26 protein-coding genes are annotated in these 23,880 nt (G+C 70.1%); 15 read left to right on the forward strand and 11 right to left on the reverse strand.

Features of this window, described 5'->3' with window-relative positions; translation table 11 throughout:
• The first annotated feature begins 19 nt into the window (after positions 1-19).
• Positions 20-400 (forward strand): hypothetical protein, encoded by a 381-nt coding sequence (locus tag ACRC20_RS01455; RefSeq protein ID WP_438684539.1) that lies wholly within the window; start codon positions 20-22, stop codon positions 398-400.
• An 82-nt stretch (positions 401-482) separates the two neighbouring features.
• Here ACRC20_RS01455 and ACRC20_RS01460 read toward each other — a convergent pair whose 3' ends face one another.
• Positions 483-689: a hypothetical protein gene (locus tag ACRC20_RS01460; RefSeq protein ID WP_438684540.1), complete on the reverse strand. Its 207-nt coding sequence runs from the start codon at positions 687-689 to the stop codon at positions 483-485.
• Between the two features lie 115 nt (positions 690-804).
• Positions 805-1,098, reverse strand: coding sequence for a DUF1330 domain-containing protein (locus ACRC20_RS01465; protein WP_438684541.1), 294 nt, complete (start codon positions 1,096-1,098; stop codon positions 805-807).
• A 121-nt stretch (positions 1,099-1,219) separates the two neighbouring features.
• Here ACRC20_RS01465 and ACRC20_RS01470 point away from each other — a divergent pair, with 121 nt between their 5' ends.
• The 7 genes from ACRC20_RS01470 to ACRC20_RS01500 all read left to right on the forward strand — a co-directional run bounded on the left by ACRC20_RS01470 (position 1,220) and on the right by ACRC20_RS01500 (position 7,771).
• Positions 1,220-2,149: a GNAT family N-acetyltransferase gene (locus ACRC20_RS01470; RefSeq protein ID WP_438684542.1), complete on the forward strand. Its 930-nt coding sequence runs from the start codon at positions 1,220-1,222 to the stop codon at positions 2,147-2,149.
• Positions 2,146-3,075, forward strand: a complete 930-nt coding sequence (locus tag ACRC20_RS01475) for a lysophospholipid acyltransferase family protein (protein ID WP_438684543.1) — start codon at positions 2,146-2,148, stop codon at positions 3,073-3,075. Before ACRC20_RS01470 ends, ACRC20_RS01475 begins: the two co-directional genes overlap by 4 nt.
• A complete protein-coding gene (locus ACRC20_RS01480) occupies positions 3,059-4,315 on the forward strand; it encodes a cysteine desulfurase family protein (RefSeq protein WP_438684544.1) in 1,257 nt (418 codons plus the stop codon). The genes ACRC20_RS01475 and ACRC20_RS01480 overlap by 17 nt, the downstream gene beginning before the upstream one ends.
• Before the next feature lie 36 nt (positions 4,316-4,351).
• A complete protein-coding gene (mnmA, locus tag ACRC20_RS01485) occupies positions 4,352-5,485 on the forward strand; it encodes a tRNA 2-thiouridine(34) synthase MnmA (RefSeq protein ID WP_438684545.1) in 1,134 nt (377 codons plus the stop codon).
• On the forward strand, positions 5,482-6,498 hold the full coding sequence (locus ACRC20_RS01490; RefSeq protein WP_438684546.1) for a methionine synthase: 1,017 nt from the start codon (positions 5,482-5,484) through the stop codon (positions 6,496-6,498). The genes mnmA and ACRC20_RS01490 overlap by 4 nt, the downstream gene beginning before the upstream one ends.
• Positions 6,499-6,656: 158 nt before the next feature.
• Complete coding sequence (locus ACRC20_RS01495; RefSeq protein WP_438684547.1) at positions 6,657-7,250, forward strand: peroxiredoxin; 594 nt, start codon at positions 6,657-6,659, stop codon at positions 7,248-7,250.
• Positions 7,247-7,771 carry a carboxymuconolactone decarboxylase family protein gene (locus ACRC20_RS01500; RefSeq protein ID WP_438684548.1) on the forward strand — a complete coding sequence of 175 codons (525 nt, stop codon included), beginning with the start codon at positions 7,247-7,249 and terminating at the stop codon, positions 7,769-7,771. Before ACRC20_RS01495 ends, ACRC20_RS01500 begins: the two co-directional genes overlap by 4 nt.
• 82 nt (positions 7,772-7,853) lie before the next feature.
• Here ACRC20_RS01500 and ACRC20_RS01505 read toward each other — a convergent pair whose 3' ends face one another.
• Complete coding sequence (locus tag ACRC20_RS01505) at positions 7,854-8,630, reverse strand: SDR family oxidoreductase (protein ID WP_438684549.1); 777 nt, start codon at positions 8,628-8,630, stop codon at positions 7,854-7,856.
• Positions 8,631-8,726: 96 nt separating this feature from the next.
• Between ACRC20_RS01505 and ligA the strand changes: the two genes are divergently transcribed.
• Genes ligA through ACRC20_RS01525 form a run of 4 tightly spaced genes read left to right on the forward strand, consistent with a single transcriptional unit; the run spans position 8,727 to position 13,785 of the window.
• The gene (ligA, locus tag ACRC20_RS01510) at positions 8,727-10,865 is read left to right on the forward strand and encodes an NAD-dependent DNA ligase LigA (protein WP_438684550.1); all 2,139 of its coding nucleotides are present in this window, start codon (positions 8,727-8,729) and stop codon (positions 10,863-10,865) included.
• Positions 10,862-12,280, forward strand: a complete 1,419-nt coding sequence (gene hydA / locus ACRC20_RS01515) for a dihydropyrimidinase (RefSeq protein ID WP_438684551.1) — start codon at positions 10,862-10,864, stop codon at positions 12,278-12,280. The genes ligA and hydA overlap by 4 nt, the downstream gene beginning before the upstream one ends.
• A gap of 21 nt (positions 12,281-12,301) precedes the next feature.
• Complete coding sequence (locus ACRC20_RS01520) at positions 12,302-13,330, forward strand: TIGR03842 family LLM class F420-dependent oxidoreductase (RefSeq protein ID WP_438684552.1); 1,029 nt, start codon at positions 12,302-12,304, stop codon at positions 13,328-13,330.
• Complete coding sequence (locus tag ACRC20_RS01525; protein ID WP_438684553.1) at positions 13,327-13,785, forward strand: DoxX family protein; 459 nt, start codon at positions 13,327-13,329, stop codon at positions 13,783-13,785. The genes ACRC20_RS01520 and ACRC20_RS01525 overlap by 4 nt, the downstream gene beginning before the upstream one ends.
• On the opposite strand, the gene ACRC20_RS01530 is transcribed toward ACRC20_RS01525, so the two are convergent.
• On the reverse strand, positions 13,745-15,154 hold the full coding sequence (locus ACRC20_RS01530; protein WP_438684554.1) for an alpha/beta hydrolase family protein: 1,410 nt from the start codon (positions 15,152-15,154) through the stop codon (positions 13,745-13,747). The genes ACRC20_RS01525 and ACRC20_RS01530 overlap by 41 nt on opposite strands.
• A gap of 62 nt (positions 15,155-15,216) precedes the next feature.
• Positions 15,217-16,185 carry a zinc-binding dehydrogenase gene (locus ACRC20_RS01535; RefSeq protein WP_438684555.1) on the reverse strand — a complete coding sequence of 323 codons (969 nt, stop codon included), beginning with the start codon at positions 16,183-16,185 and terminating at the stop codon, positions 15,217-15,219.
• Between the two features lie 142 nt (positions 16,186-16,327).
• On the opposite strand from ACRC20_RS01535, the gene ACRC20_RS01540 reads away from it, so the two are divergent.
• Positions 16,328-16,963 carry a TetR/AcrR family transcriptional regulator C-terminal domain-containing protein gene (locus tag ACRC20_RS01540; RefSeq protein WP_438684556.1) on the forward strand — a complete coding sequence of 212 codons (636 nt, stop codon included), beginning with the start codon at positions 16,328-16,330 and terminating at the stop codon, positions 16,961-16,963.
• Between the two features lie 21 nt (positions 16,964-16,984).
• On the opposite strand, the gene ACRC20_RS01545 is transcribed toward ACRC20_RS01540, so the two are convergent.
• From ACRC20_RS01545 to ACRC20_RS01555, 3 genes are all read right to left on the reverse strand, one after another.
• Entirely contained in the window at positions 16,985-17,701 is a 717-nt protein-coding gene (locus tag ACRC20_RS01545; RefSeq protein WP_438684557.1) for a YoaK family protein, read from the reverse strand.
• 136 nt (positions 17,702-17,837) lie between these two features.
• A complete protein-coding gene (locus ACRC20_RS01550) occupies positions 17,838-18,680 on the reverse strand; it encodes an LLM class F420-dependent oxidoreductase (RefSeq protein WP_438684558.1) in 843 nt (280 codons plus the stop codon).
• A gap of 42 nt (positions 18,681-18,722) precedes the next feature.
• Positions 18,723-19,181 carry a carboxymuconolactone decarboxylase family protein gene (locus ACRC20_RS01555; RefSeq protein ID WP_438684559.1) on the reverse strand — a complete coding sequence of 153 codons (459 nt, stop codon included), beginning with the start codon at positions 19,179-19,181 and terminating at the stop codon, positions 18,723-18,725.
• 146 nt (positions 19,182-19,327) lie between these two features.
• Here ACRC20_RS01555 and ACRC20_RS01560 point away from each other — a divergent pair, with 146 nt between their 5' ends.
• Both ACRC20_RS01560 and ACRC20_RS01565 read left to right on the forward strand, forming a co-directional pair.
• Positions 19,328-20,437 (forward strand): hypothetical protein, encoded by a 1,110-nt coding sequence (locus ACRC20_RS01560; protein ID WP_438684560.1) that lies wholly within the window; start codon positions 19,328-19,330, stop codon positions 20,435-20,437.
• Between the two features lie 53 nt (positions 20,438-20,490).
• On the forward strand, positions 20,491-21,825 hold the full coding sequence (locus tag ACRC20_RS01565) for an aspartate aminotransferase family protein (RefSeq protein ID WP_438684561.1): 1,335 nt from the start codon (positions 20,491-20,493) through the stop codon (positions 21,823-21,825).
• Here ACRC20_RS01565 and ACRC20_RS01570 read toward each other — a convergent pair.
• The 3 genes from ACRC20_RS01570 to dapD form a co-directional block, all read right to left on the reverse strand.
• On the reverse strand, positions 21,822-22,250 hold the full coding sequence (locus tag ACRC20_RS01570; protein ID WP_438684562.1) for a DUF5313 family protein: 429 nt from the start codon (positions 22,248-22,250) through the stop codon (positions 21,822-21,824). The genes ACRC20_RS01565 and ACRC20_RS01570 overlap by 4 nt on opposite strands.
• Positions 22,247-22,708 (reverse strand): MarR family winged helix-turn-helix transcriptional regulator, encoded by a 462-nt coding sequence (locus tag ACRC20_RS01575; RefSeq protein WP_438684563.1) that lies wholly within the window; start codon positions 22,706-22,708, stop codon positions 22,247-22,249. The genes ACRC20_RS01570 and ACRC20_RS01575 overlap by 4 nt, the downstream gene beginning before the upstream one ends.
• Positions 22,709-22,850: 142 nt before the next feature.
• Entirely contained in the window at positions 22,851-23,828 is a 978-nt protein-coding gene (dapD, locus tag ACRC20_RS01580; RefSeq protein ID WP_438684564.1) for a 2,3,4,5-tetrahydropyridine-2,6-dicarboxylate N-succinyltransferase, read from the reverse strand.
• Between the last annotated feature and the right edge of the window lie 52 nt (positions 23,829-23,880).

Below are 23,880 nucleotides of genomic sequence, written 5' to 3' on the forward strand. Positions count from 1 at the left end.
GGGTTGGTACACTGGGGGGATGAGTCGGAAAGCGTTTTCCATGCTGCTCGTGGCGTTCGCCGGGGTCGCAGGACCAGCGGCGGCCACATTGCCTGCCCCGCCCGCCTTGGCGGACTCCGACTCGGACTCCACGGGCGATGAGCTGGAAGCGGCCGGGGCAGGCGACGACGCGGGCCCCGACGAAGCCCCTGGTTTCGACCCAGGGCCGCCGCAGCCGTTCGGGCCGCAGCCGGGCGGCATCCCGTTCGGCGCCGGGCTCGGCGGGATGCCGCCGTTGCCGCTGATGCCGGGCTACCCCGGCGGCTCGCCCTTCGACGGAGGACAGGGTATGCCGCCGCTGCCGTTCACACCGGGCTACCCCGGCGGCTCGCCGTTCGGCGGCCCGCCCCCGCAGCAGTAGCGGGCAGCACGACGAGAACAGTTCGGCCCCCGGCGAACGCCGGGGGCCGAACTGCTTGTGGCCGGAGTGTCTCCGGCAGGAATTAGCTGCCGAGGACGACAGCGGCCTGGGCCCAGAGGAAGAACTTGTTCGTGCCAAGGTCTTTGACGGTCTTGATGTTGAAGGCGGCCTTGAGCTTCTCGGCGTCGCCCTCGCTCACACCCTTGATCGCGTCGACCGGGGCGGCCAAGAGCTCGGCGAGCGACTTGTCGGCGTACGCCTTGTCGAACTTCTCGTGGAAATCGGCCATGAAAATACTCCTTGATCGGGAACAATTCAGCGACGCGTGGCCGCTGGCGGCCAGTCTAGGGGGTGTCCCGCCGATCTTGCCGTCATGGGCTGCTCTCGGCGCGTGTCGCGCGCCGTCAGACCGAGTCGACGAACAACAGCTGCCGGTCGAGCGCCTCGATGGCGATGCGCTTGGCAGGGGCGTATTCGGGGGAGTCGTACCAGGCTTTCGCGGCGGCCCGGTCTGCGAATTCGATCACGACGATCCGGGCGGGCACGGGTCCACGAGCCTCCTCCACGTCGAACTCCGTGGCGCGCGCCAGGTATGTGCCGCCGTGGGCGAGCGCGGCGGGGCGGGCGAGCTCGCTGTAGCGCTGCGCCGCTTCGGCGTCGAGGATCTTGCTGGTCACAGAAATCACGTATGCGGGCATAGCCGCAATACTAGCCGGGGGCTGCGCAAAGAGCTGCTGAAAGATTCGTTCATCAAATCGTCGTGAACCGTACACCGTGGCGATTCCGCCGCGAAGTAACGACTCTGTAACCGTATGAGGCATGGGCAGTTCAGCAGTCCTCATTCCACCCGCACCCGTCGGCAGCGCCTCTGTGGGCCTGCCCCGCTACAGCCTCAAGCTCTCCACTGATCCGGACGAGATCGAAGCCGTCCAACGCCTGCGGGCCGAGGTGTTCGCCAACGAGCCCGGATTCGCCGGCGCGGCGGACTCCTTCGTGGACGGGAAGGACGCGGACGCCTACGACGAGCATTGCGAGCACCTCCTGGTCTGGGAGGAGAACGCGCAGGAGGTCGTCGGCTGCTACCGGCTGCTGCCGCCCCCCGCGGCCATCGTCATGGGCGGGCTGTACACGGCGAGCGAGTTTGAGCTCTCCAGCCTCGACCCGCTGCGCCCGCAGATGGTGGAGGTGGGCCGGGCCTGCGTCCGCGCGGAGCACCGCTGCGGCTCGGTCCTCGCGCTCATGTGGGCGGGCATCCTCGCCTACCTCGACCGCACCGGCTACGAGTACCTGGTCGGCTGCGTCTCCGTGCCGATCCAGGAGGACCCGGCGGACCTGCCCGGCTCCCATGTGCGGGGCATCCGCGACGAGGTGCTGAGAAAGAACGCGTCGGAATACCGGGTCTACCCGCACCGCCCGGTGGTGCTCGGCGGGACGGGCCTTGACGACATCCCCGCCCCGGCGAAGGTGAAGTCGCCGCCGCTCATCCGCGGCTACCAGCGGATCGGGGCGAAGTTCTGCGGGGAGCCCGCGCACGACCCGGTCTTCGGGGTCGCCGACTTCGCGGTCCTGCTCGCGCTCAAAGACGCCAACCGCCGGTACCTGGACCGGTTGCGCTCTGCGGCGCAGGTGGCAGAGTCGAGGAGCGCCGCGATCTCGCCAGTGGAGCAGTCGAGGAGCGCCGCGATCTCGCCAGTGGAGCAGTCGAGGAGCGCCGCGGCCTCGCCTTCGGCGGAGTCGGTGCAGCGTTGAAGCTCCCCCTGCCGAAGATCGGGTTCCGCCACCGCCGTTTCGCCTCCACGCCGCCGCCGTCCGTCTTCGAGCGCAAACCGGTGCGCGAGCCCGGCCAGGGCTGGATCCCGGAATGCGTCTGCGGGCGGGACTGCCTCCCGCCCCGTGCCGAAGGCGCCTCCCGCTGGGTGCAGGCCGCCCGGTGGGCCGCGTTCGTGCTGGTGATGCTCACCTCCCCGGTGCTGCTGTGCGTGCGGGTCCTGCCGGAGCGGCTGCGGCCGGTGCCGGTCCAGTGGTACGCCTGGCTCGCGGTCTCGGCCCTCGGCGTGCGGGTGAAGGTGCGCCGCGCCGAAGACCTGCCGAGCATCTCCGCCCCCAACGGGGCGGGCGAGGTGTGGGCGCCGCAGCACACCTCCTGGCTCGACGCGATCCTCTTGCACGCGATCACCCGGTCGACCTACGTGGCGCGGGGCGACCTCATGGGCGTGCCGGTGGTGCGTGCCCTGGCAGGCGCGCTGCGGATGATCCCTATCGACCGCACCAAGCTCCACGAGCTGCCCGGCCTGGTCGCCGAGGCGGGCCGCAGGGTGGCGGCGGGGGAGCGCGTCGTGGTCTTCCCCGAGGCGACGACCTGGTGCGGGAAGCACCGGGGTCGTTTCCACCCCGCGTTCTTCGAGGCCGCCGCGTCGACCGGCGGGCGAGTGCGCCCGGTCAGCATCTGGTACGGCGACGACGCGGGCGAGCCGGACGTGAGCCCCTGCTTCGTGCTGGAGGACAACGGGCTCGACTCGATCCGGCGGATCGTCCGCCACCGAGGCGTCTGGGCGAACATCTGGATCGGGCCGGGTCTGGCGGGCACGGATCGGCGCGAGCTGGCCGAGCTGGCCGAGCGCCTGGTGTTCGGGCGGACTCCCGAGTACGCTGAACAGGATGTCCAAGCAGCCTGATTCGCGCGTCGCAGCCCCGTCTGCCAGCGGCAGAGGCGCGTCGCAGCGCCCGCTGGACGGCGCGTATCTGGACCACGCGGCGAGTTCTCCGTTGCGTCCAGAGGCTGTTCGAGCCATGACCGAGGCGTTCGGCTTGGCAGGCAACGCCTCGTCGGTGCACGCGCCGGGCCGGGCCGCCCGGCGCGCGCTCGAAGAGGCGCGGGAGTCGGTGGCCGAGCGGCTGGGCGCGCTCCCATCCGAAGTCGTCTTCACCGGCGGCGGGACCGAGAGCGACAACCTCGGGCTCAAAGGGCTGTACTGGGCCCGCCGGGCGCAGCGCCAGTGCCGGGACGTGGTGATCACGAGCGAGGCCGAGCACCACGCTGTGCTCGACGTGGTGGAGTGGCTGGCGAAGAGCCAAGGGGCGCAGGCCGTGCGCTTGCCGGTGGACGCGGTGGGCGCGGTGTCGCCCGACGCGCTCGCGGAGGCGCTCGCGCAGTGGGGCGAGCGCGTCGCCCTCGTGAGCGTGATGTGGGCGAACAACGAGGTCGGAACGATCAACCCGGTGCGCGAGCTGGCAGCGCTGGCGGACGAGGCCGGGGTTCCGCTGCACGTGGACGCCTGCCAGGCGGCGGGGCAGATCCCGGTGGGCCTCGCCGAGTCCGGCGCGGCGGCGCTGTCGGTGGCGGCGCACAAGTTCGGCGGCCCGGTCGGCGCAGGCGCGTTGATCCTCTCCCGCAAGCACGACGTGACAGCGCTGCTGCACGGCGGCGGCCACGAGCGGGGCCTGCGCTCCGGCACGTCCGACCTCGTGGCGATCCGGGGCATGGCGGCCGCGCTCGAAGCCGCGACCGAGGACCTCGCAACGGCGGCAGCACAGCTCGCGCGGCTGCGCGACGGGCTGGTCGAGGACGTGCTCGGGCTGGGCCTGGGCGCGACGCTCAACGGTGCTGCGCCCGGCGCCGCCAGGCTGCCCGGCAACGCGCATTTCAGCTTCCCCGGCTGCGAGGGGGACTCGCTGCTGATGCTGCTCGACGCGGCGGGCGTGGCCTGCTCGACGGGCTCGGCCTGCACCGCGGGCGTCGCGTCGGCGAGCCATGTGCTGCTCGCCATGGGCGTCGATCAGGACGTGGCCCGCGCGTCGCTGCGCTTCTCCCTCGGCTGGAATTCGGCCAAGGCCGAGACGGACCTCGCGGTGCGGGCGCTCCCGGACGCGGTCGAGCGGGCCAGAGCCGCCCGGCCCACGGCTGCCGCTGTGTGACCTCCTCGTTTTGACCAGCTCGGTAGAATGGCTGCTATGCGCGTCCTAGCAGCCATGAGCGGTGGAGTCGACTCTGCGGTGGCCGCTGCCCGCGCGGTGGCGGCTGGCCACGACGTCACCGGCGTGCACCTCGCCCTCTCCCGCAATCCGGACAACACCAGGGGCGGCAGCCGGGGCTGCTGCTCGGTGGAGGACTCGCGGGACGCGCGCCGGGCGGCGGACACGCTCGGCATCCCGTTCTATGTCTGGGACTTCTCCGAGGCCTTCGAGCGCGAGGTCATCGACCAGTTCGTCGCCACCTACGCCGAGGGGCGCACCCCGAACCCGTGCGTCACCTGCAACGAGAAGATCAAATTCGCGGCCCTCTTGGACCGCGCCGTCGCGCTCGGCTTCGACAAAGTCGCCACCGGGCACTACGCCCGCCTGGACGGCACGACGCTGCGCCGGTCGGCGGACCCGGACAAAGACCAGTCCTACGTGCTGGCCGTGCTCACGGCCGAGCAGCTCTCCCGCGCGATGTTCCCGGTCGGAGACACCCCGAAGCCGCAGATCCGCGAGGAGGCCGACCGCCGTGGCCTCGCGGTGGCGCAAAAACCGGACAGCCACGACATCTGCTTCATCCCCTCGGGGGACACGAAGGCGTTCCTCGGCGCGAAGATCGCAGTTCGGGCGGGCTCGGGGGCCGGGCCGGGAGGGACAAGGCCGGGGGAGTTCCGCGACCACCGCACCGGCGAGGTGCTCGGCCACCACGACGGCGCCGTCGGCTACACCATCGGGCAACGCCGGGGACTGCGCCTCGGGAACCCGACCGGGGACGGCGTCCCCCGCTACGTCACCGGCGTGGACGTGGAGACAGGCGTGGTCAGGGTCGGGACGGCCGACGACTTGCGGGTGGGCTCGCTCGCGGCCCGCAAAGCGGTCTGGAGCGGGGGAGCCGCCCCGGCGGGGCCCTTCTCGTGCGTGGTCCAGATCCGAGCCCATGGCGGCCTCGCCCCGGCGCGCGCGCAGGCCGTGGGGGCGGGCTTCGAGGTCGAGCTCGACGAGCCGTTGAGCGGCGTCGCCTCGGGCCAGACCGTCGTCCTCTACGAGCCGGACCCCGTCCTCGGCGACCGGGTGATCGGCTCTGGCGTGATCAGCGCGGCGGCGGAGCCGCACGGCAGCGTCCGGTGACCGGCGCGAACATCCCGCTGCTCGCCGGGGCTTCGAGCGGTTTCGGCGACTTTCCCGGCACAGACGCGTGGGAGGCGGCGCGGGTCGTCGTCGGCGAGCTGAGCGTGCCGTACCTGCCGCTGCTCCCGGAGCGCGGGGTCGGGGCTTCGGACGTCGGGCGCACGGCTGTCCTGCTGACCGATTTCGCGGTGGAGGTCGGCCCGCACGGCCACCGGGTCGCGGCTCGTCCGGGGGCGGACCACAAACGAGCGGCGGGTTTCCTCGCCCAGGATGTGGACGCGCTCGAGGAAGTGCTCGAACGAGACGGCCGCTCTGGCGGCGCGGTGAGCGTGGAGGCGCTCGGCCCGTTGTCGCTGGCGGTCTCCCTCGAATTGGCGAACGGCCATCAGATACTGAGCGACCGGGGAGCGTTGCGCGACCTCGCGGCCTCCCTCGCGGACGGGCTGCGCTCGCATGTGGCGGAGCTGCGCCGCAGGCTGCGCTCCGATGTCGTCCTGCGTCTTCGGGAACCGCTCTTGGAGGACGTCCTCGGCGGCGCGGTCTCGACTGTGAGCGGCGTCGGGACGCTGATCGCGCTGCCCGCGAACGCCGCTGTCGAATTGCTGCGGCCGTTCGCCGACATCGGCGCGTCGGGCCTGGTCGTCGCCTGCCCGCTCTCGGCCCCGACGCTGGCGGTGCTGCGCGAGCTGCCCGGCGCGGGCGTGTGGGCCGCCGCGTCCCAGCTCGACCCCGAGCACTACGACGAGCTCGGCTGGTTCTTCGAGGCGGGCCGCGCCGTCGGCCTCGGCCTGGTCCCGGAGCAGCCGCAGCTGAAACCGCCGAGCGTCAAAGCGCTGCTCCAACCCGCGCTCACGCTGGTGGACCAGCTCGGCTTCCCGCGTTCGACGTTGGCGGCGCAGACGCATGTGACCTGTGCCAGGGGCTTCGCCGCCAAGAGCGACGCATGGGCTTCGAGAGCACTCGGGCTCGTGGCGAAGGTGGCGGCCGCGTTGGCCGAGGAGAGCGCGGGCTAAGGGCCGGGCAGGCTCGCATGCTCCTGTCACTCGGGGCGTGTAGCATTGCGAAATAGGCATTTGTTGGAATAAATCCAATACTTGACCCTTTCCAAAATTGACGGTACGCTGGACAGCGCAACCAAACTGCACATCCACAACAAGCTCAGGAGAAAAGCATGGCCCTGTTGACCATCGGCGACCAGTTCCCCGCGTACAAGCTCCAGGCCGTCGTTCCCGGCGACCTGTCGCAGGTGAACGCGCAGAAGCCGGACGACTACTTCACCACCGTCGACTCCACCGCGAACGCAGGCAAGTGGCGGATCGTCTTCTTCTGGCCGAAAGACTTCACCTTCGTCTGCCCGACCGAGATCGCGACCTTCGGCAAGTTCAACGGCGACTTCGAGGACCGCGACGCGATCGTCCACGGCGTCTCTGTCGACAACGAGTTCGTCCACTTCCAGTGGCGCGCGCAGCACGAGGACCTCAAGAAGCTCCCCTTCCCGATCCTCGCCGACCTCAACCGCCAGCTCGTGACCGCGAGCGGCGTCCTCAACGCCGACGGCGTCGCCGACCGCGCCACCTTCATCGTCGACCCGAACAACGAGGTCCAGTTCGTCTCCGTGACGGCGGGCTCGGTCGGCCGCAACGTCGAAGAGGTGCTCCGTGTCCTCGACGCGCTGCAGTCCGACGAGCTGTGCGCCTGCAACTGGAAGAAGGGCGACCCGACGATCCACGTCACCGAAGCCCTCGTCGCAGCGGCGCACTCGTGAGCGTCGAAGCTCTGAAAGAAGCGCTTCCCGAGCACGCGAAAGACCTCAAGCTCAACCTTGGGTCCATCGTGCGCTCGACCGTCCTGTCCGAGCAGCGGCTGTGGGGCACGATCCTCGCAACCGCCGCCGCGACCAGGTCGCAGAAGGTCCTGAAGGAGATCTCCGAGGACGCGCTGGACGTGCTGTCCGCAGAGGCGGCCCAGGCGGCGCTCGGCGCGGCCTCGATCATGGCCATGAACAACGTGTTCTACCGGACGCGCGGTTTCCTCGAAGGGAAGTACGACGACCTGCGGGCGGGTTTGCGGATGAACATCATCGCGAACCCGGGCGTGCCCAAGGCCGACTTCGAGCTGTGGGCGCTCGCTGTGTCCGCGGTGAACGGCTGCGGCCACTGCGTCACCGCGCACGAGGCGACGCTCCGCGAGGAGGGAGTCTCCCGCGAGGAGGTCCTGGAGGCGGTCAAGGTGGGAGCCATCCTGGCGGGCGTGGGGCAAGCCCTCACGACTGCCGAGGCCCTCTAGGCGGCTTCAGCTTCAGCCCGAAATGTCGAATGCCCCGGCCAATTGGCCGGGGCATTCGACATTTGTCCGGGAAGGGCTCCGGTTAGGAGGCCTGCTCTGCCTCTTGGACCCAGTCCGAGCCGCCGACGTAGCGGGTGTGCCCGTTGGGCACGGCAGCCTCGGCCTCGGCGACGATCTCGGCGGCGAACTCCTCGACGTTCGGCAGCCCGCCCGCCGCGTCCTTGCGGGCCTGCACCTCTTCGGGCTTGCGCCGGGCGAGCAGCATGACCATCGTGGTGCCCTCGATCATGTCGCCGGTGACGACGGCGAGGCTCACGCCCCGCTGCGCCAACGCCGGGATCCGGGCCCGGATCTCGTCCTCGCCCGCCCGCTTGCTGGCCGCGATGGGCGTGTACTCCTCGGGCACGGGCTTGTCCGGGTAGAAATGCGCCTGGTGGCTGGTGACGAACACGACTCGCGACCCGGGCGGCATGATCTCCAGCGCCTGTTCGAGCAGGCGCACCTGGGAGTCGCGGTTGATGAGCATCGGGTAGTCCGGCGACGCGCCCGGCTCCAGCCCGCCGGAGGCGTTGAGGACCAACAGGTCCAGCTTGCCGTACTGCTCCCGGATCTCGGCGACGAGCAGGTCGCGCGAGGCCTCGTCGGTCACGTCCGCGCCCAATGCCAGCGCGGACCCGCCTGCGGCCTGGATCTCGGCGACGATCTGGTCGGCGCGTTTGCGCTTCTCCCGGTAGTTGACGACGACGGTGGCGCCCTTCGCGCCCAGCTGGCGCGCGGTCTCGGCGCCGATGCCACGGGAGGCTCCGGTGACGAGCGCGACGGCTCCGTCGAGCCGGGGCGGCTGTTGCGGTTCGCTCATGTGGTTCTCCTTCGCTCCAAAGCCGTCAATTCTATCGGAAATTCCTGCTCCCCCCGACGCCGTCGGGGCGTCGGAGCCTTCCATTACGCTTGCTCTATGTCTAAGAGCGAGGTCCGCGAAGCGACAGAGGCCGCCGCGCGTTGGCGCATGCTCGCCGAAGAGGTCCGCGAGCACCAATTCCGGTACTACGTGCTCGATTCGCCGACGGTCGCCGACGCGGAGTTCGACGCGCTCCTGCGCGAGCTCGAAGCGATCGAGGCCGCCCATCCCGAGCTGGCGGCCCCGGACTCGCCGACCAAGCTGATCGGCGGGGCGGGCTTCACCACAGACTTCGCCGAGATCCGGCATGTCGACCGGATGCTGTCGCTCGACAACGTCTTCAGCGAGGAGGAGTTCCTCGCCTGGGCGCACCGCACGGCCGCCGCGGCGGAGCGCCCGATCACCTTCGACTGCGAGCTGAAGATCGACGGGCTCGGGGTGAGCCTGGTCTACGAGCGCGGCCAGCTCGTGCGGGCCGCCACTCGGGGCGACGGCCAGACCGGCGAGGACGTGACCCTCAACGTCCGCACCATCGCCGACGTCCCGCACGAGCTGAGCCTGCGGCCCGGCGAAGAGGCTCCCGAGCTGTTGGAGGTCCGGGGCGAGGTCTTCTTCCGCCTGGCGGACTTCGAGGCGCTCAACGCCTCTCTTGTCGCCGAGGGCAAGCCGCCCTTCGCGAACCCCCGCAACAGCGCGGCAGGCTCGCTGCGGCAGAAGAACCCCGCCGTCACCGCGAAGCGCAAGCTCGCGATGATCTGCCACAGCTTCGGCGCGACCAGCAACTGGCGGCCCGAGACCAGGCGGGAGGCGTACGCCGCGCTTGAGGCGTGGGGGCTGCCGCTCTCCGCGTACAACACGTGGAAGTCGAAGCCGGAAGAAGTCGCGGAGCTCATCCGGGAATGGGACAGCAAGCGGGGGGAGGTCGCGTACGACGTGGACGGGCTGGTGGTGAAGGTCGAGCAGATGGCCCTCTACGGCCTGCTCGGCAACACCTCGCGCGCGCCGCGCTGGGCGATCGCCTACAAGTACCCGCCCCAAGAGGTGCAGACGAAACTATTGGACATCCGGGTGAACGTGGGCCGCACCGGCAGGGTCACGCCGTTCGCGTTCATGGAGCCGGTGCTCGTCTCCGGCTCGACGGTCTCCCTCGCCACGCTGCACAACGGGTCAGAGGTCGTGCGCAAGGGCGTGCTGATCGGCGATGTGGTGACCCTGCGCAAAGCGGGCGAGGTGATCCCCGAGGTCCTCGGGCCGGTGGTCGCCTTGCGCGACGGCTCCGAGCGGGAGTTCGTCATGCCGACGGCGTGCCCGGAATGCGGCGCGGCGCTCGCCCCGGCGAAGGAGTCGGACGTCGACATCCGATGTCCGAACTCGCGGACCTGCCCCGCGCAATTGCGCGAGCGCGTCTTCCACGTCGCGGGCCGGGGCGCGTTCGACATCGAGGCGCTCGGCTACGAAGCGGCGGTCGACCTCCTCAAGCACCACGCCATCGAGGACGAGGGGGACCTCTTCGACTTGGACGAGGCCCGGCTGCTCAAGACCGAGCTGTTCGTCACCAAAGACGGGGCGCTCTCGGCCAACGGGGCGAAACTGCTCAAGAACCTGGACCAGGCCAAGGGCCGCGACCTGTGGCGGGTGCTCGTCGCGCTGTCCATCCGCCATGTCGGCCCGACGGCGGCCCGCGCCCTCGCGACCAGGTTCGGCTCGGTGGACGCGGTCTTCGGCGCGGACCAGGAGGCCCTCGCCGAAGTGGACGGCGTCGGCCCGACCATCGCAGCCTCCGTCGTCGAGTGGTTCGAGGTGGACTGGCACCGCTCCATCGTTGAGCGCTGGCGCGCGTCGGGGGTCAAGATGGCGGAGGAGCGCGAGGAGTCGCCGCAGACACTGACGGGCTTGACCATCGTGGTGACCGGCTCGCTGGCGGGCTTCACGCGGGAGAGCGTCCAAGAGGCGATCATCGCGCACGGCGGCAAAGCCTCCGGCTCGGTCTCGAAGAAGACCTCGTACGTGGTCGCGGGCGACGGCGGCGGCTCGAAGCGTGACAAAGCGGAGCAGCTGGGGGTGGCGATCATCGACGAGGCGGCGTTCGTCAAACTGCTTGAGGACGGGCCAGAACAAAGCGAGCCAGCGCAGGACGAACTAGCGCAGGACGAACCAGCGCAGACCGAGCCAGAGCAGAATGGGGCGCAATCATGACCACAACATTCGTCCACGGCGGCCTCGTGGTCACACCTGACGGCAAGCTCCACGCGGACGTGCTGGTCGACGGCGAGCGGATCGTCGCGCTCCTCGAACCCGGCTCGCAGGCCCTGGGCTCCGACCTCAAGCGCACGGCGGACCAGGTCGTGGACGCCACGGGCAAATACCTCATCCCTGGCGGGATCGACGCGCACACCCACATGCAGATGCCGTTCGGCGGCACCGAGGCCTCGGACACGTTCGCGACCGGCACACAGGCCGCGGCCTGGGGCGGCACGACGACCATCGTCGACTTCGCCATTCAGAAGCCCGGCGAGCGGGTGCTCGACGCGCTCGAATCCTGGCACGCGAAGGCAGACGGCCAATGCGCCGTCGACTACGGCTTCCACCAGATCGTGGGCGGCGTGGACGAAGACGCGCTCAAGTCGCTCGAGACGCTCGTCGCCGAGGGCGTGACCAGCGTGAAGCTCTTTATGGCGTATCCGGGCGTGTTCTACAGCGACGACGCGCAGATCCTCAAGACGATGCAGCGCAACAGCGAGCTCGGCGTCCTCACGATGATGCACGCCGAGAACGGCATCGCCATCGACGAGCTGGTCCGCCAAGCCCTCGCGAAAGGCCGCACCGAGCCGGTCCACCACGGGCTCACCCGCCCGTGGCAGTTCGAGGAGGAGGCGACCCACCGCGCGATCCGGCTCGCCGAAGTGGCGGGCGCGCCCCTGTACGTCGTCCACGTCTCGGCCCGCCAGGCGATGGCCCGCATCGCCGAGGCCCGCTCGGCCGGGCAGAACGTCTTCGGCGAGACGTGCCCGCACTACTTGTGGCTCTCGTTGGAGGAACAGCTCGGCGCCCCCGGCTTCGAGGGAGCGAAATGGGTCTGCTCGACCCCGCTCCGCCCGAGGGCCGAAGGGCATCAGGACGGGCTGTGGCAGCATCTGCGCGCCGGGGAGGTGACCGCCGTGGCCACCGACCACTGCCCGTTCTGCCTGAACCAGAAAGAGCTCGGGGCGGGGGACTTCTCGAAGATCCCCAACGGGATCGGCTCGGTCGAGCACCGGATCGACCTGATCTACCAGGGCGTCGCCTCGGGCAAGATCACCGCAGAGCAATGGGTGCGGGTCTGCTCGACCGAGCCCGCCCGGATGTTCGGCCTCTATCCGCGCAAGGGCGTGATCGCGCCGGGCTCCGACGCGGACATCGTGGTCTACGACCCCAACGGGCGCACAAGCATCGGCGTGGGCAAAGCCCACCACATGAACATGGACTACTCCGCCTACGAGGGCTGGGAGATCGAGGGCAAGGTGGACACGGTCATCTCCCGAGGATCGATCGTCGTCGCGGACGGGAAGTTCCACGGGCGCGCGGGCCATGGGAAGTACTTGAAACGAGGCCTTGCCCAAAACCTGGTCTGACCTTCTGTGAGAGGATCAGCTATGGATTTCGGACTCGTGGTGCAGCTGCACCGTCCCGCCGCCCGCGCCGTCGAGCTCGCCAAGACGGCGGAGAGCTACGGCTTCAGCCATTTCTGGGCCTTCGACTCGCATGTTCTGTGGGAGGAGTCCAACGTCGTGTTCGCCGCCGTCCTCGAGAACACCCGCAAGATCGTCGTCGGCCCGTTCGTGACGAACCCGGTGACCCGCCACCCCACGGTCACCGCGTCGACGTTCGCAACGCTCAACGACCTCTACGGCAACCGCACGATTTGCGGGATCGGGCGGGGCGACTCCGCGCTGCGCACGCTCGGGCGCAAGCCCGCCAGCGTGACGGAGCTGCGCGACTCGGTGCAGGTCATCAAGGCCCTCGGCAACGGGGGAGCTGTCCCCGGCGAGGACGGCGGCACGATCCGGCTGCCGTGGGCGGCGGAGTCGCGCCTGCCGGTGTGGGTGGCGGCCTACGGACCGAAGGTGCTGGCGCTGACCGGCGAGGAGGCGGACGGGCTCATCGTGCAGCTCGGCGACCCGGACATCGCGGTGTGGATGATCGAGCAGGTGCGCACGGCGGCGGACAACGCGGGCCGCGACCCCGCGTCGATCAAGTTCTGCGTCGCCGCGCCCGCGTACGTCACGGGCGCGCACGGGGACTTGGCGCACGCAAGGGAGCAGTGCCGGTGGTTCGGCGCGATGGTCGGCAACCATGTCGCGGACATCGTCGAGCGCTACGGCGCGAGCGGCGGGGCGGTGCCACAGGCGTTGTCGGACTACGTCGCGTCCCGCCGGGGCTACGACTACAACCAGCACGGGCAGGCGGGCAATACCCACGCCGGGTACGTCCCCGACTCGATCGTGGACCGGTTCTGCCTGCTCGGCGGGCCGGAGGAGCACATCGAGCGGCTGCGCGAGTACCAGGAGCTCGGCGTCGACCAGTTCGCGCTCTACTTGCAGCACGACGCGCCGAGCGAGACGCTGCGGGCGTACGGAGAGAAGGTCCTCCCCGCCCTGCGGGCCGGGAAGGCGCTCGGTTGAGCGCGGGCGGCCTCGGGAGGTCCGCGCTCGACCTCGTGGCGCGCCTGTCCGTCGGCTACATGTTCGTCAGCGGCGCAGTGCGCAAGACGTCGGACTCCGCGTGGTTCGAGTCGAGGATGCGGGCCTACGGGATCCCGCTCCCGCACCAGAGCGCGCTCCTGGTCGCGTGGGTCGAGCTGATCGGCGGAGCCTTGCTGATGCTGGGGCTGGCCACTCGGCTCGTGTCGGCGCTGCTCGCGGGCGTCATAGCGGTCGCCCTCGTGACGGCTATCGCGCCGCCGCTGCGCCAGCAGCATCCCGGCGCGGCCGAGTTCTTCAGCTATTTCTTCTACGCGTCAGAATGGCCGCTGCTCCTGGTCCTGGTCGCGCTCGCGCTGCACGGAGCCGGCCGGTGGAGCGCGGACCGGTGGCTGGCTAAGGCTTTGGCGGGAAACGCCGGACCAGCCACGAGGTGACGTAGTCGAGCACCACGGGGTCGATCGTGGTCTCGATCCGCGCGTACTCGTCCACGCGCCCGGTGTCGGCCTGCTGCATCAGGTGGTTGTGGTCGGGGAAGACGTGCACCGTCGCGTCCGGGTCGTCGGCCAGCAGCCGCCGGGCCACGGGTTCGCTCTGGTCTGCGGGGACCTGGAGGTCCTTGCCGCCGTAGAAGGCCAGCACGGGCATGCGCAGCGCGGACAGCGCAGCCGCAGGGTCGACGCTGACCAGCGCGCGGAAATACGGGGACGCGTACGACTCGATCTCCGCGTCGGGCAGCGTGCGGTTCTCCGGCAAGGTCTGGTTGCGCTTGTGCAGGAAATCCACGACGGCCTGTCGGTTGCCCGCCTTGACCAGCGGCAAGAGCTCGTCAAGGAAGGCAAGCTCGGCGCCGTCCTTGCCGCCCGAGGCTCCTCCCGATTGCACGCTCAGCCGATCCTGCGCCTTGAGCACCTCGGCTCCGGGCACCGCTGGTCCGGCCATCATGACGACGAAGGCGACCCGGTTCTGCGGACGTGCCGCGACGATCGGCGCGAGGTACCCGCCTTCGCTATGGCCGAGCAGGCCGACGCGGTCTTTGTCGATCTCCCCCCGGCCTCGGAGATAGGCCAGCCCCGCCCCGACGTCGTCGACCAAGTCGTCGTAGTCAGAGTCGGCGAGCTTCCCGCCGGTGCCGCCGACCCCGCGTTTGTCGACGCGCAGGACCGCGTAGCCCGAGCGGGTGAGGGCGTCGGCGAGCACCAGGAACGGCTTATGCCCGAACACGTCCTCGTTGCGGTCGTTGCGCCCGCTGCCGTTGACCAGGATCACGGCGGGGAAGGGGCCGCCGCTGTCCGGCTCGGTCAGCGTGCCCGCGATCGTGATGGGGCCGCTGGGGTACGCGACCTCCTCGGCTCGATACGGGTACGGCGGCTCGGGCTCCTGCGGCCTGTTCGCTCCTGCGGCCTTGCCCGGGCGCAGGACGAGCGGGAACGCCGAGCCGAACTGGACGAACTGGCCGGCGATCGCGCCGGTGGCGGGGTCGTAGGTCCCGTGGAAGTTCGGCGCGCCAGGCAGGCCGGGGATGGCGAACCGCACATCGCCGGGCTCGGCGGCGACAGCGCCGAGGGGTTTGGCGAAGAGCCCTTGGGAGGGGACGTCGACAAAGCCGCCGTCCTTGTTCAAGGCGACCCCGATGGCGAGCGGCCCGGAGGGGGTCTGGATCTCGCCGTTCCAGTCGCCGAGCAGCGGCCCGCCTGCCTCGCCCGAGGGTTTCGCCTGCTCGGGCCTCGGCTGGGCCTTCGAGCAGCCGATCATCGCGGCAACGCACGCCAAGACGAGGAGAACAACTCCACAAACACGTCCCATGCCGATCAGTTTATCGGCCCGGGCCGAGCGCGGCTCCGGGCCTTGGCCGCCGCCACGAGGTTCTAGCGGGGCACGACCACCACTCGGTCGCCGCCGCCCTTGGCGGCCTCCCACGCCTCGCCGATCTCAGCGAGGGGGAAGAGCCGGTACGGCACTCGCACCGCGCCGGTGGCGATGCGCTCGATGTAGCGGGGGATCTGGCGGGCGAACTCCTCGAAGGAGAACGACCCGAACCCGCTGCCGCGCAACCGGATGTTCGTGCTGCGCAGCACCTGCGCGGGCACCGCTGCCGTCGCGCCGGCGAGCGAGCCGATCTGGACGAAGGAGATGTCCGCCCCGTGCGAGGCGAGCCCGTGGCCTTGGAAGACGGCCAGGGCGGCCTCGGCGGGCGGGCCCCAGACGAAGTCGAGCACCGTGGACGGGCTCGTTCCGCCGAGCGCGTCGGCGATGGCCCGGGAGTCCGTCTCGGCCTCGCCCGACAGGCGGACAGTCGAAGCCGCGCCCAGCTCTGCCGCGTGGGCGAGCTGCGCCTCGTTGCGCCCGACCGCGACCACCCGGTTCGCGCCGAGCGCCAATGCGTTCTGCACCGCGAGCAGGCCCGCCATGCCGGTGGCCCCGAGGATCAGGACGGTGCCGAGCTCCGGCGTCTCGTCGACGCGCGCGATGAGCGGCATCCACGAGGCGATGCCGGGGTTGATCCCGGCTGCGACTTGGACCGGGTCGGCGCCCTGCGGCAGCTCGACGGCGTTCTCCGGCGCTGCGATCAGTTCGGCGAGGGTGCCGTAGGGCGCGGCGGAGAAGCCCGTGTACACAAGCGTGCCGTCCTCGGCGCGCCCGACGGCGTCGACTCCGGGGACCAGTGGATAGACGCCTTCGCTGCTGTAGTGTTTCCCGGCGGCTCTGGCCAGCACCAGTTGGTGGACTCCGGCGGCGACCAGCTCGACGACCCGCTGCCCTTGGCGGGGCGCCGGATCGGGGAAGTCGGTGTACTCGGGGGCGCTGTCCGGGGTCTGGACGACTGCTGCTTTCATACTGGCCTCCTCGCAGGGCGCCGGTTCCCCGACGGCCCGATGTCGTCTTGTGCCATCTCGGGCGCCACTCGTGCGCCGCGTTCCGAGATGGAATCTAACATGTGTAGATTAGATAGTAATCTACACATGTTAGATTTTCAAGGTGGCCCGAGACCTCAACATGGAGAAGATCGTCCAGGCGGCCTTCGGCGTGCTCGACGAAGACGGGCTGGACGGTTTGACGGTTCGGGCGGTCGCGGCCAAGCTCGACGTCAAGGCGCCCTCGCTGTACTGGCATGTGCGCGACAAACAGCAGCTGCTCGACGAGATGGCCACCGAGCTCTGGCGGCGGCTCTGGGCCCGGCTCGGCGCGCTCGACCCCGACACGCTCGTGCGGGACGGCTTCCGGATCTACGCGGAGGCCTTGCGGCGGACCATGCTGTCGCACCGCGACGGCGCGCGGGTCTTCGCGGGCACCTATCTCACCGACGCCGAGGTGCTGCGGGCGCAAGAGGCCCCGCTGGCGAGTTTCGTGGACCGGGGCCACGACGTCGCCGCCGTCGCGCGGGCGCTCTGGCTGGTGTACTGCTTCACCGTCGGTTTTTGCGTCGAGGAGCAGGCGGTCAGCCAGGCGCCCGACGACCGCTACTCGCTGCGGCGGCGCGACGAGCGGATCGGCGACGGAGCCGAGCTGGTCCGGCGCGCGGGCGCGGAATTCCTCGGCGATCCCGAGCGGCGGTTCGCGGAGCTGGTCGACATCTTGGCCGACACCGCCGACCGCATGTTGGGGAGGGCGTAGACGGCCCGGTCCCACAGGCCGTCAGGCGGCCGCGGCCTCCGCCGCGTCGGGGGGATTGGACCGCTCGTGCAGGAAGGTGTACACGCTCGCGATCAGGCAGACCGCCGCCGCTGTCGTGAGCATGCTCCATCCGGTCTCGATGGTGCTGAGCAGCCCGCCTGCGAGGGCTCCGGTCGCGAAGGACACGAGCAAGAGGAAGTAGCCAAGCCAGTCGGCGTAGTCGCCGCCGCTGATGTGGCGCTCGATGCCCTGGCCCATCTTCACCCAGGTGCCCGTGACGTAGCTCAGCGGCACGGACACCTCGCCGTTCTTGGTGAACGAGGTGTTCAGCGAGCCGATGCCGAAGGCGACGAAGAGGATGGTGAGCAAGTCGATGTCGTTCGCGTCCGGGTCGACGGTCGCGTCGAAGATCGCCGCCGAGATGAGCGCGAAGGTGGTGAGCATCGTGGGGCCGTGCGGGTGCCCGGACCAGAAATGCCTGCGGCACAGCGAGGCGATGACCACGCCGCTGAGGAACGACAGGATGATGAGGAACGCCGCGAGCCCGAACATGCCTTGGCCTCGGAAGTAGCTCAGCACGGCGCGCTCGGTGTTGCCGGTCATGAAGGTGACGAAGTAGCCCTCGGTGTGGATGAACGCCGCCGCGCCGAGCAGCCCGGCCAAGGCGGCGAGCACCCAAGAGAGCCGGGCCTCGACGTCGAACAGCGCTTTTCTGCGCTCGTCGCTTGGTCGCTTCACACTCGGTCTCCTCTTCGGCCGGGTCGGGCGCTCCTCCTGGTCATCCACACAGCATAGCCAGGAACGGGAGGCAGAAGAATGTGATCATTCACCCATTCGCCGCTGCGCATGGGGCACGGGTCTGCCTGAGGGCTGGTCAGCCGTTGACTCGCGCCAGCGCCGCCGCGAGCGGTTCGAGCACGGCCGGAGTGTGCGGCGGCGGGAGGTAGACGATCGCCAGGTCCAGCCCCGCCGCTTTGAACTCGGCGGCCTCGGCGGCGGCTTTCGCGTAGTCGTGGTCCTCGCTGAGCCGGATATGGGTGGAGGTGACGATCTCGGAGGGGTCGCGCCCCACATCCGCGCAGTGCTCGCGCAGGATGCCGAGCTTGCGGGTGAAGTCTTCGGGAGTCCCGGTCGGCACGTTCCAGTGCTGGGCGTATTGGGCGACGAAGCGCAGGGTCTTCTTCTCGCCGCCCCCGCCGATGACGATCGGCGGATGCGGGCGCTGCACGCCCTTCGGCTCGTTGCGGGCCTCGTTGAGCTGGTAGTGCTTGCCGTCGAAGGTGGTCGTCTCCTTCGTGAGGAGGCTGATGAGGATCTGCGTGGCCTCCTCGAAGCGCTCGAAGCGCTCCTTGATCGTGCCGAGCTCGATGCCGTAGGCCCCGGACTCCTCCTCGTTCCAGCCCGCGCCGATGCCGAGCTCCAGGCGCCCGTTCGAGATGATGTCGAGGGCGACGGCCATGTTCGCGAGCACGGCGGGGTGGCGGTAGTGGATCCCGGTCACCAGCACCCCGACGCGCAGGCGCTTTGTCGCCTGCGCGAGCGCGGCGAGGGTCGTCCAGCCCTCCAGGCAGGGCCCGGTGGAGTCGGAGAAGATGGGGTAGAAGTGGTCGAAGTTCCAGGCGGACTCGAAGAGCTCGATGTCGTCGGCCGCTTGCCAGACGGCGAGCATGTCCGACCAGGCGGTGTTCTGCGGGGACGTTTTGATGGCGAAGCGCATACGGCCACTCTAGAGCCTGGAGCGCCCTCCAGGTCAAGGGTTTTAGTCCGCTTTCGCCGCCGACTCCGGAACGGCGCGGAAGCTGATCGCCAGGCGGTTCCAGGCGTTGATCAAACCGATGGCGACGGTGAGGTCGGCGATCTCCTTCTCAGTGAAATGCGCCGAGACTTCTGCGAACGCCGCGTCGGGCACATGGGTCTCGGCGACACGGGTCACCGTTTCGGCCCAGGCGAGCGCCGCGCGCTCGCGCTCGGAGAAGAACGCGTCCACCTCGTCCCAGACGGGGACGAGCGTGATCTTCTCTTCGGCGACACCGAGCTTGCGCAGCTCCCTGGTGTGCATGTCGAGGCAGTAGGCGCAGCCGTTGATCAGCGAGACCCGCAGGTTCACCAGCTCGACCAGCTCGGCGGGCAGTCCCGACTGCGCCACGTACGCGTGCACGCCCATCAGCGCTTTCACGCCGCTCGGGGCAGATCGGTAGTAGTCGAGCCGTGCGGGCATGGGGTGCTCCGTTCGTCGCCGTGTCGGTGTGTCGTGTCCAGGGCCCGCCTCGCCGGGCACGCGCGCAAGTCTCAGGAGTATCTTCTACCTCAGGGTACTTTCCACGTCGTCTGGCAGGGCTGACGCCTGCCTGAAAGGATAGCGGCATGAGATATTCCGGATGGGCGGCGGCGGTGTGCTGCGCCGCCGCGCTCCTCGGGTCCTGTGCCAGGCCGGTCGTCTCGGGCCCTGGCGGAACGAGCGGGCAGCCCGCTGCCGCCGGGCCGGAGATTCCGCCTGTGGCCGCGCCGTACGCCGCGCCTGAGCGGGCGCCGCAGGACGTCGCGCCGTTGGATGTGCGGGCGAGCGCCGACGCGGCGGACCGGTTGGGCAGGGTGGCGCAGGGCGTGCTGGTGGACTCCGGCGGCTACCACAGCTACCGGACGGCTCCGGAGGGCTCCGGCGAGACGCAGGACACGCAGTCCATCACGTTCTCCAGCGCGGACGGGAACATCTCGTGCACGGGCGACATCCGGGTTGTGGCGTGCGCGCTGAAAGAGTCGGACATCCCCAGGCCGCCGAGGCCCGCGAACGCGCCGCGCGCGACGGGCTGGCTCCCCGAGATCGAGCTGGCCCCCGGCGCGCTGTCCTATGGGGCGGCGCACGGCGACGTCCATGTCCTCACCGGCGGCGCAGTGCTCCCGACCGGCTCGACCATCCGGTTCGGCGAGGTGGAGTGCTTGGGCGAGGCGGGCGGGCTCACCTGCGCGAGCTATCGGGGCAGCCTCGGCTTCCATGTCGCCCGCGACGAGCTCGTCCCGCTCAAGTCCGCCGCCCCGCTGGCCCCCGACGCGCGGGCCGAGCCGCGCACGCCCGGGGCAAAGCACTGCGGCGCGCTCGTGACCGAGCGCGCGATCGAACAGGCCGCGGAGCAGAGCTGGCCGACCACGGGGAAGCTCGGCCGCTGGCAGATCGACATCGCGGACCCGTACTCCTGCTCCGACGTCCAGGCGGTGATGACGCGCCGAGAGCAGCACGAAGGGCAGACGCTGTGGGGCGTCGGCGTGCTGCTCTTCGACAAAGGCAGGTTCGTCGGCCCGGCCACCGACCGGCCCTACGACAACCTGTACGCCGAGGCCGACCCGGACGACCCCGCCGTCGTTCGGCTGCGTTTCGCCCTCAAGCCCTCCGGCACGGGCTACGCGCGGGCGCGGTGCCAGGGCGGCGAAGTCGTGCTGCTCGACCCCGTCCCGGACGGAGCCCAGCAGACTCCGTGACACGAGCGCATAGAATCGACGGCAGACCGCACCAATTCGAGAAGCAGGACCCGATGACGCAGACCCAAGCACCGACCGCCGACACCCAGACCGGGGAGCGCGTCCGCGCCGACGACCGGGCGCACGTCTTCCACTCCTGGAGCGCGCAGGCGAAGATCAACCCGTTGCCGATCGCGGGCGGGGAGGGCTCGTGGTTCTGGGACTTCGAGGGAAACCGCTACCTCGACTACAGCTCCCAGCTGATCAACTTGAACATCGGCCACGCGCATCCGAAGGTGGTCGACGCGATCATCGCGCAGGCGCAGAAGCTGCCGACGATCCAGCCCGCGTTCGCGAACGAGGCCACGGCGACGCTCGCCCGGCTCATCGCCGAGCGCGCCCCGGACCCGGCGAGCAAAGTCTTCTTCACCACCGGCGGCCAGGAGGCCAACGAGCACGCGATCCGGATCGCGCGCCGGTTCACCGGGCGGGACAAGATCCTCGCGGCGTACCGCTCCTACCACGGCGCGGGCGGGCAGACTATCGGCCTGACCGGCGAGCCTCGGCGTTGGGCGAACGAGCCGACCGGCGTCAATGTCAGCCGCTTCTTCGGCCCCTACCTGTACCGCTCGGCCTTCAACGCGACGACCGAGGCGGAGGAGTCCGAGCGCGCCCTGGCGCATTTGGCGCAGGTGATCGAGCTTGAGGGCCCGCAGACGATCGCCGCTGTGCTCCTGGAGCCGGTGACGGGCTCGCCCGGCGTCCTCGTCCCGCCGCCCGGCTACCTCGCGGGCGTCGCTGAGCTGTGCCGCAAGCACGGGATCGTCTTCATCGCGGACGAGGTCATGGTCGGCTTCGGCCGGGTCGGGGAGTGGTTCGCCTCCCACGGCGCCTTCGGCGCGGAGCCCGACCTCATCACGTTCGCGAAGGGCGTGAACTCCGGCTACGTCCCGCTCGGCGGCGTGGTCATCTCCGACCGGGTGGCCTCGCACTTCGACGACGTCGCGTACCCCGGCGGGCTCACCTACGCCGGGCACCCGCTCGCCTGCGCGGCGGGCGTCGCGTCCATCGAGGTGTTCGAGGAGGAGCAGCTCCTGCTGAAGGCGCGCGAGGTGGGCGAGAACCTGCTCGGCGCGGGCCTTCGCGCGCTGGCCGACAAGCACCAGGTCGTCGGCGAGGTGCGCGGGCGCGGATTCTTCTGGGCCGTGGAGCTCGTCTCGGACCGGGCGACCCGCCAGCCGCTCCCCGTCGACAAGGTCGCGGGCGTGGTCGCGGGCCTCAAGTCCCGTGGCGTGTGGGCGTTCGCGCCCGCCAACCGGATCCACGTCGCCCCGCCGCTCACCGCGAGCGAGGCGGAGCTGCAGCTCGGGATCACGGCCCTGGACGAGGCGCTCGGCGAGATCGCCTAAGGCTGCTCGGCTTCGGGGTGGACCCCGTAGATCTCCAGGTAGCGGGCGCGGGACTCCTCGCGGGCGAGGACCTTCTTCGGGTTCTCCAAGTCGGCGGGCAAGCTGTGCTTGACGAGCCGGGACACTCGGTTCTGCTTCATGTACGCGCCGGAGTAGACCAGCGCGAGGATAGCCATGAGCAGCACCATCGCGCCGCGCAGCCAGAGCTGCCCCGGCACGAGCCAGAGGATCAGGGCGAAGATCGGGAAGAACGGGACCATGTTGCGCCACAGGTGCCTCGGCGCGGCCCAATCGCCGGTGAGGTCGTTCTCGACCCAGGCGCGCATCGAGTCGGGAAGCTTTCGCCCGTAGGCGTAGCCGATCCATTGGAAGAGGTTGGGCCGGTTCTTCTCCGTGCTTCCCGTGCCGTTGTGCTCCGTGCTCATGCCTGCAGCGCTCCTGCCTTGATCGCTTTCTGATTGATTTTCGTGAGGACGTGGTGGAGCTCGCCGAGCTCTTCCCAGTCCGAGTCCAGCCGTTCCACCACTTGCCCGGGGACGCCGAGCGCCTGCTCGCGCAGCGCGATGCCCTCGGCGGTGAGCTCGATGTCGAGCTGGCGCTCGTCGTCCGCGTTGCGGGTGCGGGTGACGAGCCCCGCCGCCTCGAGGCGCTTGAGCAGGGGGGAGATCGTCGCGGAGTCGAGTTGCAGCGCTTCGCCGAGCTCTTTCACCGACTGCGGAGACTCGCCCCACAGCGCGAGCATGACGAGGTACTGGGGGTGGGTGAGGCCCAGCGGGGCCAGGATGGGCCGGTAGACGGAGAGGATCGCCCGGTTCGCAATGGCGAGCGCGAAGCAGACCTGCCGCTCCAGGGCCAGGGGATCTTCGACAGCTGATGTGCTCATGCGATAGATCGTACCATAATAGTTAGTGTCCTATTAAATAGGGCACTAACTGAATGTCGGGAACGGTCATGTCGGGAGCGGTCGAGCCGAAGTGGACCAGGCAAGACATCTGGCCGATGAGAGGAGGGCGGCCTGGCGGGGCCTACGGGTTGTTCGAGTGCAGCACCGCGTTGAGCGTGATGCCGCTGCCCGAGCGGGGCAGGACCTCGATGGCTCCGGTGATGGAGTTGCGCCGCCACAGGAGGTTCGAGACGCCGGAGAGCGCGCGGGCCGCGACGACCTCGCCCTCGGGGGTGGTCACCTTCGTGCCCGCCGTGATGTAGAGGCCTGCCTCGACGACCGAGTCGTCCCCGAGGCTGATCCCGATGCCCGCGTTCGCGCCGATGAGGCTGCGCTTGCCGACGGAGATGGTCTCTTTCCCGCCGCCGGAGAGGGTGCCCATGATCGAGGCGCCGCCGCCGACGTCGGAGCCGTCGTCGATCACAACGCCCGCGGAGATCCGGCCCTCCACCATGCTCGCGCCGAGCGTGCCCGCGTTGAAGTTCACAAAACCCTCGTGCATGACCGTGGTGCCCTCGGCCAGGTGCGCGCCGAGCCGCACCCGGTCGGCGTCGGCGATCCGGACCCCGGTCGGCACGACGTAGTCGACCATCCGGGGGAACTTGTCCACGCCGAGCACCTGCACCGGCCCGCGCCCGCGCAGCCGGACCCGCGTCGCCTCGAAATCAGTGGGGGAGCAGGGGCCGTGGTTCGTCCACACCACGTTTGAGAGGAGGCCGAACACCCCGGCGAGGTTCGCCTCGTGCGGGCGGACGAGGCGGTGGCTGAGCAAATGCAGCCGCAGGTACACGTCGTAGGCGTCGGCGGGCGGCTCCGCGAGGCTCGCGATCCGGGTCCGGACGACGGACGTCACGACGTCGCGCTCGGGGTCGGGGCCGGCGAGGGCGAGGAGCGCGTCGGACGCGGGCGGACCTTCGATGGCAAAGGTCTCGCCCTCTTGGAACTCGCCGAGCTGCGGCTCCGGGAACCAGACGTCCAACACCGTGCCGGACGAGGTGAGCGTGGCGAGGCCCACGCCGCTTGCTCCGATCTGGCGGTATGTGCTCGGGGTATCGCTCATGGGCCAGGAGTCTACCCGCCGCCGGGCACGGGGCATGGCCCGCACACGTCGC

It is taken from the genome of Segniliparus sp. (assembly GCF_051660745.1).
Lineage (GTDB): Bacteria > Actinomycetota > Actinomycetes > Mycobacteriales > Mycobacteriaceae > Segniliparus.

Bases quoted from the DNA above. Each gene is read 5' to 3' on its own strand.
- ligA (WP_438684550.1), top strand. From the start codon at position 8,727: ATGTCTAAGAGCGAGGTCCGCGAAGCGACAGAGGCCGCCGCGCGTTGG.
- ACRC20_RS01575 (WP_438684563.1), bottom strand. From the start codon at position 22,708: ATGAGCACATCAGCTGTCGAAGATCCCCTGGCCCTGGAGCGGCAGGTC.
- ACRC20_RS01520 (WP_438684552.1), top strand. From the start codon at position 12,302: ATGGATTTCGGACTCGTGGTGCAGCTGCACCGTCCCGCCGCCCGCGCC.
- ACRC20_RS01555 (WP_438684559.1), bottom strand. From the start codon at position 19,181: ATGCCCGCACGGCTCGACTACTACCGATCTGCCCCGAGCGGCGTGAAA.
- ACRC20_RS01535 (WP_438684555.1), bottom strand. From the start codon at position 16,185: ATGAAAGCAGCAGTCGTCCAGACCCCGGACAGCGCCCCCGAGTACACC.
- hydA (WP_438684551.1), top strand. From the start codon at position 10,862: ATGACCACAACATTCGTCCACGGCGGCCTCGTGGTCACACCTGACGGC.
- ACRC20_RS01495 (WP_438684547.1), top strand. From the start codon at position 6,657: ATGGCCCTGTTGACCATCGGCGACCAGTTCCCCGCGTACAAGCTCCAG.
- ACRC20_RS01465 (WP_438684541.1), bottom strand. From the start codon at position 1,098: ATGCCCGCATACGTGATTTCTGTGACCAGCAAGATCCTCGACGCCGAA.
- ACRC20_RS01505 (WP_438684549.1), bottom strand. From the start codon at position 8,630: ATGAGCGAACCGCAACAGCCGCCCCGGCTCGACGGAGCCGTCGCGCTC.
- ACRC20_RS01565 (WP_438684561.1), top strand. From the start codon at position 20,491: ATGACGCAGACCCAAGCACCGACCGCCGACACCCAGACCGGGGAGCGC.
- ACRC20_RS01570 (WP_438684562.1), bottom strand. From the start codon at position 22,250: ATGAGCACGGAGCACAACGGCACGGGAAGCACGGAGAAGAACCGGCCC.
- ACRC20_RS01470 (WP_438684542.1), top strand. From the start codon at position 1,220: ATGGGCAGTTCAGCAGTCCTCATTCCACCCGCACCCGTCGGCAGCGCC.
- ACRC20_RS01460 (WP_438684540.1), bottom strand. From the start codon at position 689: ATGGCCGATTTCCACGAGAAGTTCGACAAGGCGTACGCCGACAAGTCG.
- ACRC20_RS01550 (WP_438684558.1), bottom strand. From the start codon at position 18,680: ATGCGCTTCGCCATCAAAACGTCCCCGCAGAACACCGCCTGGTCGGAC.
- mnmA (WP_438684545.1), top strand. From the start codon at position 4,352: ATGCGCGTCCTAGCAGCCATGAGCGGTGGAGTCGACTCTGCGGTGGCC.
- dapD (WP_438684564.1), bottom strand. From the start codon at position 23,828: ATGAGCGATACCCCGAGCACATACCGCCAGATCGGAGCAAGCGGCGTG.
- ACRC20_RS01560 (WP_438684560.1), top strand. From the start codon at position 19,328: ATGAGATATTCCGGATGGGCGGCGGCGGTGTGCTGCGCCGCCGCGCTC.
- ACRC20_RS01530 (WP_438684554.1), bottom strand. From the start codon at position 15,154: ATGGGACGTGTTTGTGGAGTTGTTCTCCTCGTCTTGGCGTGCGTTGCC.
- ACRC20_RS01455 (WP_438684539.1), top strand. From the start codon at position 20: ATGAGTCGGAAAGCGTTTTCCATGCTGCTCGTGGCGTTCGCCGGGGTC.
- ACRC20_RS01480 (WP_438684544.1), top strand. From the start codon at position 3,059: ATGTCCAAGCAGCCTGATTCGCGCGTCGCAGCCCCGTCTGCCAGCGGC.